Raw genomic sequence first — 12,973 nt, 5'->3', positions numbered from 1 at the left:
GACCTGCCGCACCGGCCCCGTCCATGTCCGTCCGCGGGCGCTCCCGCCCGCCGCCGCCCCGGCAGCGACCCAGCAGCCACCAGCAGCCCAGGAACCCACATGGCCGTCATCTCGCCCACCCAGCCCACGCCCGGGCTCAGCGGGCCGACGCCGCGCGCGCCGCGCCGCGTCGGCTTCTCCCAGCGCCTGAGCCGCTGGGACGTCAAGGTCTCGCCCTACCTGTACATCTCGCCCTTCTTCATCCTGTTCGCGATCACGGGGCTCTTCCCGCTCGTGTACACCGCCGTGGTCTCGGTCTACGACTGGAACCTGCTCGGCGGCCAGGGCGACTTCGTCGGCCTGCAGAACTACACGGACGTGCTCGCGCAGCCGACGTTCTGGAAGTCGTTGCGCAACACCGTCTCGATCTTCCTGCTGTCGTCGGTGCCCCAGGTGATCGCCGCCATCGCGATCGCCGCGCTCCTCGACCAGAACCTGCGCGCCGCCACGTTCTGGCGCATGGGAGTCCTGCTCCCCTACGTCGTCGCTCCCGTCGCGGTGTCGATGATCTTCGGCCGCCTCTTCGCGGACCAGTACGGCCTCATCAACGAGCTCCTGGGCCTCGTCGGCATCGAGCCGATCCGGTGGCACGCGGACGCGCTCGCGAGCCACGTGGCCATCGCCTCGATGGTGAACTTCCGCTGGACGGGCTACAACGCGCTGATCTTCCTCGCCGCGATGCAGGCCGTGCCGCGCGAGCTCTACGAGGCGGCGATCATCGACGGCGCCGGGCGCGTGCGCCAGTTCTTCTCGGTGACCGTCCCGCAGATCCGCGCCACGATCATCTTCGTCGTCATCACGTCGACCATCGGCGGCCTGCAGATCTTCGACGAGCCCCGCATGTACGACGCGCAGGGCCTCGGCGGCGCCGACCGGCAGTGGATGACCACCGTGCTCTACCTCTACGACGTCGCGTGGGGCAACCAGAAGAACTTCGGCCGCGCGGCCGCGGTCGCCTGGCTGCTGTTCCTCCTCATCATCGTCATCGGGATGATCAACTTCCTCGTGACCCGCCGCATCGCCACGTCGAACGCGCGGCCACGGCCGCCGCGGTCGGTGCGCCGCCAGAGCGAGGCGCGCAATCGCCGCCGCGCCGAGGACGCCCTCTCCGCCCAGCGCTCCGCCGCGGGGACCGAGGCGTCCGTCCCGACCGCCGCCAGCACGACCGACCGGAGGAAGCGATGAGCTCCGTCCCCGTCATCGCCCAGACCGCCGGACCCGGCGCGGCCCGCGCCGCCGCCCGACGCCGCCGCGCCGGCAAGTACGTCGGTGGCGCCCAGCGCCGGCCCCGCTGGGTCACGTACACGATCCTCGGGATCGTCCTGCTCATCTCGGTGTTCCCGCTGTACTTCACCCTGATCCTGGGCTCGTCGACGCCCGAGGAGATCTCGCGCAGCGCACTGCCGCAGCTCCTGCCGGACGCGAGCCTGTTCGACCGGTTCGCCGACGTCATGAGCTCGGACGCGATCAACTTCTGGAAGGCCGCGTGGAACTCGGTGGTCGTCGCGGTGCTCACGTCGCTCTCGGTCGTGCTGTTCTCGACCCTGGCCGGCTTCTCGTTCGCGAAGCTGCGGTTCCGCGGCCGTGGCCCGCTGCTCGTCTTCGTCATCGCGACGATGGCGGTCCCCACGCAGCTCGGCGTCATCCCCATGTACATCCTCATGTCGGACCTGGGCTGGATCGGCAAGCTCCAGGCGGTCATCGTGCCGGCGCTCGTCACCACGTTCGGCGTCTTCTGGATGACGCAGTACCTGGGCGAGGCGCTGCCGTACGAGCTCATCGAGGCGGCCCGCGTCGACGGTGCGTCGATGTTCCGCACGTTCTGGTCGATCGCGCTCCCCGCCGCGCGCCCCGCCGCCGCGATGCTCGGCCTCTTCACGTTCGTGCAGCAGTGGACGAACTTCTTCTGGCCGTCGATCGTGCTCAACCAGAACAACCCGACGCTGCCGCTGGTCGTGCGATCCCTCCAGGCGAACTACTTCGTCGACTACTCGCTCGTCATGGCGGGGATCTTCCTCGTGACCCTCCCCCTCATCGTCATCTTCATGTTCACCGGCCGCCAGCTCGTGGCGGGCATCATGCAGGGCGCCGTCAAGGGCTGACGCCCGGCGCCACCGCGCGGCCCCGTCGCGCACCGCCCGGTGCGCGCCGCCGCGCGGCCGACCGTCGCGCGGGCGGGCCCACCGCCCGCCCGCGCGCCACTCCTCGACCTCTCGAAGGACAATCGACCCATGACCAGCTTCGTCCCGTCCGCGCCCCTCCTCCCGAACCCGGCGACCGCGACCGGACGCGTCGAGATGCCCCCGGGCTTCCTCTGGGGCGCCGCGACCGCGGCGTTCCAGATCGAGGGCGCAGGGCACACCGACGGCCGCACGGACTCGGTGTGGGACGCGTTCGCCCGTGTGCCGGGCGCCGTCGTGAACGGCGACGACGGCATGGTCGCGTGCGACCACTACCACCGGTACCGGGAGGACGTCGCGCTCATGCGCGAGCTCAACCTCGGCACGTACCGGTTCTCGACGTCGTGGGCGCGCGTCCGGCCCGACGGCGGCGCGCCCAACCCGGCGGGCATCGCCTTCTACGACCGTCTCGTCGACGAGCTGCTCGGCGCGGACATCCTGCCCTGGCTGACGCTGTACCACTGGGACCTCCCGCAGGCGCTCGAGGAGAAGGGCGGCTGGACGTCGCGCGACACCGCCTACCTCTTCGCCGAGTACGCGGTGACGATGCACGAGGCGCTCGGCGACCGCGTGGGCGTGTGGACGACGCTCAACGAGCCGTGGTGCTCGGCCTTCCTCGGCTACACCGCGGGCGTGCACGCGCCCGGCCGCCAGTCGCGCGAGGACGGCCTCGCCGCGGCGCACCACCTCCTGCTCGGCCACGGCCTCGCCGTCCAGGCGCTGCGCGAGCGTGCGCCGGACGCGAACCTCGGCCTCACGCTGAACTTCACCGTCTCCGACCCGGTCGACCCGCAGGACCCGGCCGACGTCGACGCCGCCCGCCGTATCGACGGGCAGTTCAACCGGATCTTCCTCGACCCGGTCTTCCACGGCGAGTACCCCGAGGACGTCCTCGAGGACGTCGCGCCCTACGGTCTGCTCGACCACGTGAAGGACGGCGACCTCGAGATCATCTCGACGCCGATCGACACGCTCGGGGTCAACTACTACAACGGCGGCGCCGTCTCCGGCCACCCCTTGCCCGCGGCCGCGGCCGGGGGCGGGACGCGCCCCGAGGGCGTGCGTGACGAGCCCGCGGACGAGGCGCCGGTCCGTACGACGTCGTCCCCGTACCCCGCCGCCGACGGCGTGCACGACCGCTCGCGCGGGCTGCCTCGCACGGACATGGGGTGGGAGGTGCAGCCTGAGGGGCTGACGCGCCTGCTCACGCGTCTGCAGCGCGACTTCACCGGGCCGCGCGGCGTGGCGATGTACATCACGGAGAACGGCGCGGCCTACCCCGACACGGTGGGGGAGGACGGCTCCGTGGACGACCAGGACCGGCTCGAGTTCATCGACGCGCACCTGCGTGCGACGCGCGACGCGATCGACGCGGGCGCGGACGTCCGCGGGTACTTCGCGTGGTCGCTCCTCGACAACTTCGAGTGGGCGCTCGGCTACACCAAGCGGTTCGGCATCGTCCGCGTCGACTACGAGACGCAGGAGCGCACGGTCAAGGCGAGCGGCGCGTGGTACGCGCAGGTCGCGCGTGACAACGCGGTCCCGGCACGCGAGACGTCCGCCGTGGACGCCGCCGCCGGGGAGTGACGACACGGTGAGCGGGGCGGTGCGGTCGAGCGGCCGCGCGCGGGATACTGTCGTGATGAACAGCCTGCGCTCCGCGCCGACCCTGGACGAGGTGGCCCAGACGGCGGGTGTCTCACGTTCGACGGCGTCGCGCGCCATCAACGGCGGCCTGCGGGTGTCCCCCGAGGCCCAGGCGGCGGTCGACGCCGCCGTCGCGCAGCTCGGCTACACGCCCAACCGCGCCGCCCGCTCGCTCGTGACGCGCCGCACCGACTCGATCGCCCTCGTGGTCCCCGAGCCGGACGAGCGCATCCTGACCGACCCGTTCCTCGCGGGCACGATGCGCGGCGTCAGTGCGGCCCTCGGCGGCACGGACCTCCAGCTCGTCCTGCTGTTCGCGCGGCCCGACGAGCAGCCCGGCCGCATCGTGCGCTACCTGAGCAGCGGGCACGTGGACGGCGCGATCGTCGCGTCGCACCACCGCGACGACGAGCTCGAGGAGGCCTTGCTCGCGGCCCGGCTGCCCGCGGTGTTCGTCGGGCGGCCGTTCCGCCCGACGCCCGACCTCCTCTACGTCGACGTCGACAACGTCGAGGGCGGCCGCCTCGCGGCGCGCCGGCTCGTCGAGGCGGGCCGCCGTCGCATCGCGACGATCGCCGGCCCGCAGGACATGACGGCCGGAGTCGACCGGCTCACGGGCTGGCGCGAGGTGCTGCAGGGTGCGGGCCTGCCCGACGACGCGGTCGAGATCGGCGACTTCGCCGTCGCGGGCGGCGCTGCCGCGATGGAGCGCATCCTTGCGGCGCACCCCGACGTCGACGGCCTGTTCGTCGCGTCCGACCTCATGGCGGAGGGTGCGCTGCGCGTGCTCGCGGCTCACGGTCGCGACGTGCCGCGCGACGTGTCGGTCGTCGGTTTCGACAACCTCGCGAACGCGGCCACGACGTCGCCCCCGCTCACCACGGTCCAGAACCCGATGGTCGAGATGGTCCGGGGCGCGACCGACCTCCTGCTCGACCTCGTCGGCGGGCGCGGGGACGAGATCTCATCGCAGGTGCTCTCCCCGGAGCTCGTCGAGCGCGACTCGGTCTGACCTCCCCTGCCGTGGCGTCCTGCTGCGGGCGCCGCGGCGACGTGGGCGGACACTCGTAGCCTGAGGTCGTGACCTCGTCCTCGGCACCCCCGACCCCGCTCTCGCGCGCCGACGTGCTGGCGGCACGCTGGCACGCCCAGCAGCTCGACCGCGCGCCGGGCGCGGCCGCCTCGCCCACCGACGTCGCCGTGCTCGACCTGGGCGTGCAGGACACGGGACCCGACGGCGCCGCCTGGGCCCTCGCCGTGCGCGGCGCCCCGGCCGTGGCGCCGGGCAGCCTCCCGCCGGACCTCGCCCTCGCCTGGACGCTGCGCGGCGCGCCGCACGTCTACCGGCGCGCGGACCTGGGCGACGTCGCCGTCGCGACCGCCCCGCTCTCCGAGCCCGACGCGGCCAAGCGCGTCTACGACGCGAGCCGGCCGCTGCGCGCGGCGGGGATCGCCGTCCTGGACGCCCTGCGCACCGAGGCACGGCTCGAGCGCGAGCTCGTCGTCGGACCGACCGTCAAGGGAGACCTCTCGACGCGACTCACGCCGCGCCTTCCCGAGCCGCACCTGCGCTGGTGCCGCCCCTGCGGCGCGACGCACAGCTACGAGCAGACGTTCCGTCTCGCCGCGCTCCAGGCCGGGCTCGAGCTCGAGCCCGGCACGTCGCCGCCCGTGCTGCGGCGGGTCCCCGGTCTCGAGCCGTCGCTCTACGGCCGCCTCGGGGGCGACGCCCCGCCGCGCCTCGACGTCGTGCGGGGCTACCTGCGCTTCTTCCCCGCCTCGAGCGTCCAGGACGTCGCGGGGTTCCTCGACGCGCCGGTCAAGGACGTGCGGGCCCACTGGCCCGACGACGCGGTGCGCGTCGAGATCGCCGACGCCGAGCCCGGCGCGCGCCCTGCCGATCGCTGGGCCCTGGCCGGCGACGTCGATCGGCTCCCGGGCGCCGCGGCGCGTCGCCGCGACGCACGCCCGGGCGCAGGTGCGCCCGTCGTCCGGCTCGTGGGCCCCTACGACCTGTACCTCCAGCTGCGCGACCGCTCCACGCTCGTGGCGGACGAGGCGCGCGCCAAGGACCTGTGGCGCGTCCTCGGCCGGCCCGGGGCCGTGCTCGCCGACGGCGAGGTCGTGGGGACGTGGCGCCCCCGCACGGCCGGCCGGCGGCTCACGATCCTCACCGACCCGTGGGTCCCGTGGGACGCCGGGCTCGTCGAGGCGGTCGCCGAGCAGGCCGACCGCCTGCGCGCGTTCCGCGACGCGGCGTCGGTGACCGTCTCGTCTGCGCGGGCCGCACCCACGAGGTAGCGGGCTCAGCGCTTCACGTGCCCGTACCGGTGCGTCGTGCGGCTGACCGCCTGCTCGTGCAGGACCGTGAGCAGCTCGCGACGCCCGCTCGCGACGACGGGGTGGTCCAGGACCGTGACGTCGCCGACGCGCTCGGCCACGGCCTCGTGCAGCCCGGGCGCGGAGCCGACGACACGGACCCGTCCCCGGACCGCGCCGGACGCGACGCGGCGCGCGAAGTCGTCGTCGCTCACCGCGGGCTCGCCGGACGACGGCACGATGACGACCGGCACGCCCGCCGTGCGCGCAGCGTGCAGCACGCGCTCGACCTCGATCGGCAGCGCGTCCGCGCCGACGCGCACGGTGAGCACGTCGACCGGGCGGTAGCGGAACACGTTCGACTCGACGTGCAGCCCCGAGGGGTCGTGGCCGACCGAGAACTCGCGCTCCCACCACCGCGCGTCGTCGGCCTTCGCCCAGGCGAGCCATGCCTCGGGAGCGGCGTCGCGCGCGGGCGGCGCGGCGTCGCTGGGCGCGGCTCGCCCCGGCGCCGTGCTGCCCGACGACGTCCCCGCACCCTCGTCGGTGTCCTCGCCCGTCGCGTCGCTCCAGCGGCCGAGCTGCGCGACGTAGTTCGGCCCGCCGGCCTTGGCGCCCGGCCCGACGGCCGACTGCTTCCAGCCGCCGAACGACTGCCGCTGCACGATCGCGCCGGTGATGTGCCGGTTGACGTAGGCGTTGCCCACCTGGACGGCGTCGAGCCAGCGCTCGACCTCGGCGTCGTCGAGGCTGTGGATGCCGCCGGTCAGGCCGAACGGGACGGCGTTCTGGAGCGCGACCGCCTCGTCGAGCGTCGCGGCGGTCATGATCCCGAGCACGGGACCGAAGTACTCGGTGAGGTGGAACGGCGACCCGGGAGCGACACCCTCCTTGAGACCCGGCGTCCAGAGACGGCCCTCGAGGTCCGGCCCGCCGTCCCGCTGCCGGGGCCGCACGAGCCACGACTCCCCCGGCTCCAGGGTCGTCAGGGCGTGCAGGAGCTTGCCCGACGCGGGCTCGGTGAGCGGGCCCATGGTCGTCGAGACGTCGGTAGCCGGCCCGACGGCGAGCGAGCGCACCGCGTCGACGAGCTGGCGCCGCACGCGCCGCCCCGTCTCCGCCCGCGGGTCGCCGGCCGAGCCGACGAGGATCGCGAGCGACGCGGCCGAGCACTTCTGCCCGGCGTGCCCGAACGCCGAGCGCACGAGGTCGGCGACCGCGAGGTCGAGGTCCGCCGACGGCGTGATGACGAGCGCGTTCTTGCCCGACGTCTCGGCGAGCACCGGGCGCGTCGGCTTCCACCGCGCGAAGAGCTGCGCGGTCTCGATCGAGCCCGTGAGCACGACGCGCGCGACGTCGTCGTGCGTGACGAGGCGCGTGCCGAGCTCGTCGTCGGGCACGCGCACGTACTGCACGACCTCGGCGACCGAACCCGCGTCCAGCCCCGCGAAGTCCCCGGGCGCCGCAGCCACCGCGTCGCGCAGGCCCGCGTGGATCGCCTCGACGGCGACCTCGAGGCAGCGCGGCGTCGGCGGCGCGGGCTTGGCGAGCACGGCGGACCCGGCCGCGAGCGCCGCGAGGACCCCGCCCACGGGGATCGCGACGGGGAAGTTCCACGGCGGCGTGACGAGCGTGACGCCGTCGGGCGTGAACCGGGCGCCCGGGACGCGGTCCAGGTCCTCGGCGGACCGGGCGTAGTAGCGCGCGAAGTCGACGGCCTCGCTCACCTCGGGGTCGGCCTCGGCGACGGTCTTGCCCGGCTCGTGCACCATCGCGGCGACGAGGTCGGTGCGCGCCTCCTCGAGCCGCCGGGCGACGGCGCGCAGCGCCGCGGCGCGGGCGGTCGGCGCGACCCGCGACCACGCCGCGGTCGCGCGCACGGCGGTCGCGACGGCGTCGTCCACCTGCGCGACGGAGGTGAGCGGGGACGTGCGGACGGGCACGTACCCGGACTCGGGCCCGGTCACGTGCCGCGCCCAGTCGCGCGAGGCGGCGACGGCGGGGTCGGTGTCGGCCGCGTTCGCGAACCCGCCGAACCCGGGCTTACGGCCGGGTTCGGCGCCATCCTGGCCCATAACCCCGGGCTCGGCGGGCTGGTGCGGCCCGACGGCGGTCGGGGCCCCCGCGCGGGGGCGGCGGCGCGGCGACACGTCGGCGTCCGCGTAGTGCACCCCGTGGCGCACGGACGCGCGGAACGCGGCCTCCTGGCGGTCCATCGGGCTGCCCCCCGGCGACGCGTCGGGCGCGAACATGGCGTGCAGGAAGTTCTGCTCGGCGGCGTTCTCCTCGAGGCGGCGCACGAGGTAGGAGATCGCGACGTCGAAGTCCTCGTCGCGCACGACGGGCGTGTACAGCACGACGCGACCGCCGCGCCCCGCGTGCGGGCCGCTCTCGACGCGGTCGGCCGCGACCTCGTCGCGCACGGCGCGCGCCTCGCCGGGGGCCATGCCCTGGAGCATCTCGACGTCGAGCGCGTGGCTCACGCCACGGGCCCGGCCGAGGAGCACGGCGAGCGCGACGTGGAACAGGTTGTGGCTCGCGACGCCGATGCGCACGGCGTCGGTGCGTGGCTCACGCAGCGCGTGGTCGAGCAGGCGGACGTAGTTCGCGTCGACGTCGGGCTTGGTCGGGTAGGGCGCCTGCGGCCACCCGTGCAGCTCGGCCTCGACGGCCTCCATCGCGAGGTTCGCGCCCTTGACGAGGCGGACCTTGATCGGCGCTCCCCCGGCGGCGACGCGCTCGGTCGCGAACCGGGTGAGCCCGTCGAGCGCGCCGAGCGCGTCGGGCAGGTACGCCTGGAGCACGATCCCGGCCTCGAGGTCGTGCAGGTCGTCGTGCGCGAGGATCTCGCGGAAGACGGCGGTCGTGAGCGCGAGGTCCTTGTACTCCTCCATGTCGAGGTTGAGGAAGACGCCGTGCTCGCGCGCGGCCCGGTAGAGCGGCAGGAGCCGCGCGACGACGCGCGCGCACGACCCGTCGAGGTCCCAGGTGACGAGCTGCGACGCGACGGACGACACCTTGACCGACACGTAGTCCACGTCGGGGCGACGCACCAGCGCGAGCGTGCGCTCGAGCCGCGCGTCCGCCTCGGCCTCGCCGAGCACGGCCTCGCCGAGGAGGTTGACGTTGAGCGTGTAGCCCTCCGCCCGCGTCCGGGCGAGGTGCGGGCCGAGGCCGCTCCCGGCGTCGGCGACGAGGTGGCCCACGAGCTGGCGCAGCCGCACGCGCGCGGCGGGCACGACGACGCGCGGCAGCACCGGGGCGACCCCCGCCCCGACGCGCAGCAGGGTCCGGTCGACCGGGCCGAGGAACGAGCCCGCACTCCCCGCGAGCTCACCGAGCCGGCCGAGCGCCCGCGCGGCGACCTGTACGTCCTGGGGCCGCGCGACGTCGTCGACGAACCGGACCGCGAGCTCGAGGCCCGTGGGATCCGAGACGAGCGCGCCGAGCCGCTCGGCGGTCCTGCGCGCGCGGGCGTCTCCCGCCCCTTCGCTGGCGGCGAGCCAACGCCGGGCCAGGGTCACGGCCTCCTCGACGAGGTCGTCCGGGGAAGTGAAGGTCGTGTCGCCGACGGCTCCGGGGGTGGGGAGCGGCCGGGCGGGCGCGTCGTTGCTCATCCCTCCAGGGTGCCTCGGGTCGTGGTGACTCGTCTTGTACGATCCGGGGCGACATGGCACCCGTCCGCGACAACCTGTGGCCCGAGGGCGAGGCGCTCCTCGCCGCCCTCAGCCCCGCCATGGTCGCGCTCATGGACGAGCTGCCGGACACGATGTTCTGCGCCAAGGACGTCACGGGCCGGTACGTCGCGGTCAACCCGGTGTTCGTCGCGCGGACCCACGAGCGCTCGCGCCGCGCGGTGCTGGGCCGGCGGGCGCGCGACCTGTTCGTCGCGCAGCTCGCCGAGCGCTACGAGCAGCAGGACGCCGAGGTGCTGCGCGGGCGCGCGCTGCGGGGCGAGCTCGAGCGCATCCGGCGGCTGGGCGGCACGTCGGGCTGGTTCCTCACGTCCAAGCTCCCCGTGCACGACGACGCGGGCCGCCTCGTCGGGATCGTGTCCGTCTCCCACGACCTGCGGGCGGGCGCGGCGGACGACGCGACCATGGCCTCGATGGCGGCGCTCGTCGCGGCGGTCGAGGCGGACCTCGGGGCCCGCTGGACGACGGCGCGGCTCGCCGAGGCAGCCGGCTCCACGTCGGCGGTGCTCGACCGGCGCGTGCGGCGCGTGTACGGCGTGACACCGCGCCAGCTCGTGCTGCGCACCCGGGTCGACCACGCGACGCGCCTGCTCGCCGGGAGCACGGCGTCGATCGGCGAGGTCGCGGCGGAGAGCGGGTTCTACGACCAGCCGTCGTTCACGCGCACGTTCGCGCGCCTCACCGGCGAGACCCCGGCCCAGTACCGCCGTCGCACGCGCCGCTGACCACCCCTCCCGCTGCCGAACCCGGGGTTGTGGTCGCGCCACGCGCCGAACCCGGGGATGTCGCCGGGTTCGGCACAGGCGGGGCGAGACGCGCGCGGTGGCGAGCGTCCGCGTCCGGCACGGACACTGGCGGCATGACCACCACAGACTCCTCCCCTGGCGCCGTCCCTTCCGTCGACCTGCCCGGCGGCGCGATGCCGCTGCTCGGCCTCGGCACCTGGCAGTCCGAGGGCGACGACGCGTACCGCGCCGTGCGCCACGCGCTCGACGTGGGCTACCGGCACGTCGACACCGCGACGGGCTACGGCAACGAGGCGCAGGTCGGGCGCGCGCTCGCCGACTCGACCGTGGACCGTGCCGACGTGTTCGTCACGACCAAGCTCCCGCCGGACGCCGCGGGCCGCGAGCGCGAGACGCTCGAGGCGTCGCTGCGCGACCTCGGCACGGACCACGTGGACCTGTGGCTCATCCACTGGCCGCCGTCCGGCGAGGCGTCGCCCTGGGTGTGGGAGCGGTTCGTCGAGCTGCGGAACGAGGGCAAGGTGCGCTCGATCGGGGTGAGCAACTACTCGGTCGAGCAGGTCGACGTCCTGTCCGAGCAGGTCGGCGAGACGCCCGCCGTCGACCAGATCCCGTGGAGCCCGGCCGACTACGACCACCGCCTCGCGCACGAGCTCACGCAGCGCGGCGTCGTGCTCGAGGGCTACAGCCCGTTCAAGCGCACCGACCTCGACGCGCCCGTGCTCGCCGAGGTCGCGGCCGCGCACGGCGTCACGCCCACGCAGGTCGTGCTGCGCTGGCACCTCGACCACGGGTTCGTCGTCATCCCGAAGTCGGTGACGCCGGAGCGGATCGAGGCGAACTTCCGGGTGACCGGGTTCTCCCTCACCGCGGACGAGCTCGCGGCGATCGACGCCCTGGGGCACCGCCGCGGCGCGTGAGGGGCGAGCGCCCGCTCCGGGGGTAGCGTGACCCTCGGTGCCGCACACCCCCGCGGCACCGAGGAGAACCTCGAACCGGAGGAACCGTGACGACGACGTCCGTGCCGCCCACCTTCACCGGCGGCGACCCCAGCCCGAACGACCCCGCTCCCCGCACGACCCCTCGACCCGACGCGGCGACCGCACCGGCGTCCGCCCTCGACACCGCGCACGCGCAGCTCGCGGGCGCGGTCGCCTTCCTCGGCTACGACGACGGCCTGCACGAGATGCTGGCGACGCCCCGGCGCGAGGTGAACGTCGCCGTGCCGCTGCGGCGCGACGACGGCCGTACCGTCCTCTTCTGCGGCTACCGCGTGCAGCACAACGTCTCGCGCGGACCCGGCAAGGGCGGCCTGCGGTACTCCCCGAGCGTTGACATCGACGAGGTCCGCGCGCTCGCGATGTGGATGACCTGGAAGTGCGCGATCGTCGACCTGCCGTACGGCGGGGCGAAGGGCGGGGTCGCGATCGACCCGCGCTGCTACTCCGAGGCCGAGCTCGAGCGCGTCACGCGCCGCTACACGTCGGAGATCATGCCGGTGATCGGCCCGGAGCGGGACATCATGGCGCCCGACATGGGCACCAACGAGCGGACCATGGCGTGGGTCATGGACACCTACTCGGTCAACCAGGGATACACGATCCCTGCCGTCGTGACCGGCAAGCCGATCACCGTGGGCGGGTCGCTCGGGCGCACGACGGCGACCAGCGCAGGCGTCGTGCACGTCACCGCCGCGGCGCTCGACGAGGCGGGCGTGCCGCTGTCCGACGTGCGCGTCGCGATCCAGGGCTTCGGCAAGGTCGGGTCGCACGCCGCGGCGCTGTTCGCGGCGCGCGGGGCGCGCGTCGTCGCGGTCTCCGACCAGTACGGGGGCGTGCACGACCCGGACGGGCTCGACGTGCGCGCGCTGGTCGAGCACGTCGCCGCGACCGGCAGCGTGGTGGGCTTCGACCGCGCCGACCCGGTCGACAACGACGCGCTGCTCGCACTCGACGTCGACGTCCTGGTCCCCGCCGCGGTCGAGGGCGTGCTCGACGGCGACACCGCCCGCACCGTGCGTGCCCGCTGGGTCGTCGAGGGCGCGAACGGCCCGACGACGGCCGAGGGCGACCGCGTGCTCGCCAAGAACGGCGTGACGGTCGTGCCGGACGTGCTCGCGAACGCGGGCGGCGTCGTCGTCTCCTACTTCGAGTGGGTCCAGGCGAACCAGGCGTACTGGTGGACCGCCGAGGAGATCGGCGACAAGCTCGAGCACCGCATGCTGCACGCGTACGAGGAGGTGGCGGGCCTCGCGCGCCGCGAGGAGCTGAGCCTGCGCGACGCCGCGCTCGTGATCGGCGTGCAGCGCGTCGCCGAGGCGCACCAGATCCGCGGCCTCTACCCCTGA

General features: G+C 74.6%; 9 protein-coding genes. 8 read left to right on the top strand and 1 reads right to left on the bottom strand.

What is annotated here, in order from left to right:
• Positions 1-99: 99 nt before the first annotated feature.
• The 5 genes from JN535_RS12190 (at position 100) to JN535_RS12170 (ending at position 6,167) form a co-directional block, all read left to right on the top strand.
• Positions 100-1,224, top strand: coding sequence for a carbohydrate ABC transporter permease (locus JN535_RS12190; protein WP_205205831.1), 1,125 nt, complete (start codon positions 100-102; stop codon positions 1,222-1,224).
• Positions 1,221-2,141 (top strand): carbohydrate ABC transporter permease, encoded by a 921-nt coding sequence (locus JN535_RS12185; RefSeq protein ID WP_205205830.1) that lies wholly within the window; start codon positions 1,221-1,223, stop codon positions 2,139-2,141. Before JN535_RS12190 ends, JN535_RS12185 begins: the two co-directional genes overlap by 4 nt.
• 129 nt (positions 2,142-2,270) lie before the next feature.
• Positions 2,271-3,806 (top strand): glycoside hydrolase family 1 protein, encoded by a 1,536-nt coding sequence (locus JN535_RS12180; RefSeq protein WP_205205829.1) that lies wholly within the window; start codon positions 2,271-2,273, stop codon positions 3,804-3,806.
• 55 nt (positions 3,807-3,861) lie between these two features.
• A complete protein-coding gene (locus JN535_RS12175; RefSeq protein ID WP_205205828.1) occupies positions 3,862-4,878 on the top strand; it encodes a LacI family DNA-binding transcriptional regulator in 1,017 nt (338 codons plus the stop codon).
• Positions 4,879-4,946: 68 nt separating this feature from the next.
• Positions 4,947-6,167, top strand: a complete 1,221-nt coding sequence (locus JN535_RS12170; RefSeq protein WP_307868646.1) for a DNA glycosylase AlkZ-like family protein — start codon at positions 4,947-4,949, stop codon at positions 6,165-6,167.
• Positions 6,168-6,172: 5 nt separating this feature from the next.
• On the opposite strand, the gene JN535_RS12165 is transcribed toward JN535_RS12170, so the two are convergent.
• On the bottom strand, positions 6,173-9,802 hold the full coding sequence (locus JN535_RS12165; protein ID WP_205205827.1) for a proline dehydrogenase family protein: 3,630 nt from the start codon (positions 9,800-9,802) through the stop codon (positions 6,173-6,175).
• A 53-nt stretch (positions 9,803-9,855) separates the two neighbouring features.
• Here JN535_RS12165 and JN535_RS12160 point away from each other — a divergent pair, with 53 nt between their 5' ends.
• From JN535_RS12160 to JN535_RS12150, 3 genes are all read left to right on the top strand, one after another.
• A complete protein-coding gene (locus JN535_RS12160) occupies positions 9,856-10,605 on the top strand; it encodes a helix-turn-helix transcriptional regulator (RefSeq protein WP_205205826.1) in 750 nt (249 codons plus the stop codon).
• 134 nt (positions 10,606-10,739) lie between these two features.
• On the top strand, positions 10,740-11,546 hold the full coding sequence (locus JN535_RS12155) for an aldo/keto reductase (RefSeq protein ID WP_205205825.1): 807 nt from the start codon (positions 10,740-10,742) through the stop codon (positions 11,544-11,546).
• Between the two features lie 86 nt (positions 11,547-11,632).
• A complete protein-coding gene (locus JN535_RS12150; RefSeq protein WP_307868645.1) occupies positions 11,633-12,973 on the top strand; it encodes a Glu/Leu/Phe/Val family dehydrogenase in 1,341 nt (446 codons plus the stop codon).

The organism is Cellulosimicrobium cellulans (assembly GCF_016921195.1).
Classification (GTDB): domain Bacteria; phylum Actinomycetota; class Actinomycetes; order Actinomycetales; family Cellulomonadaceae; genus Cellulosimicrobium; species Cellulosimicrobium cellulans_F.
Note: the sequence above shows the minus strand (reverse complement) of the source record. Positions and strands in the feature narration are given on the sequence as shown.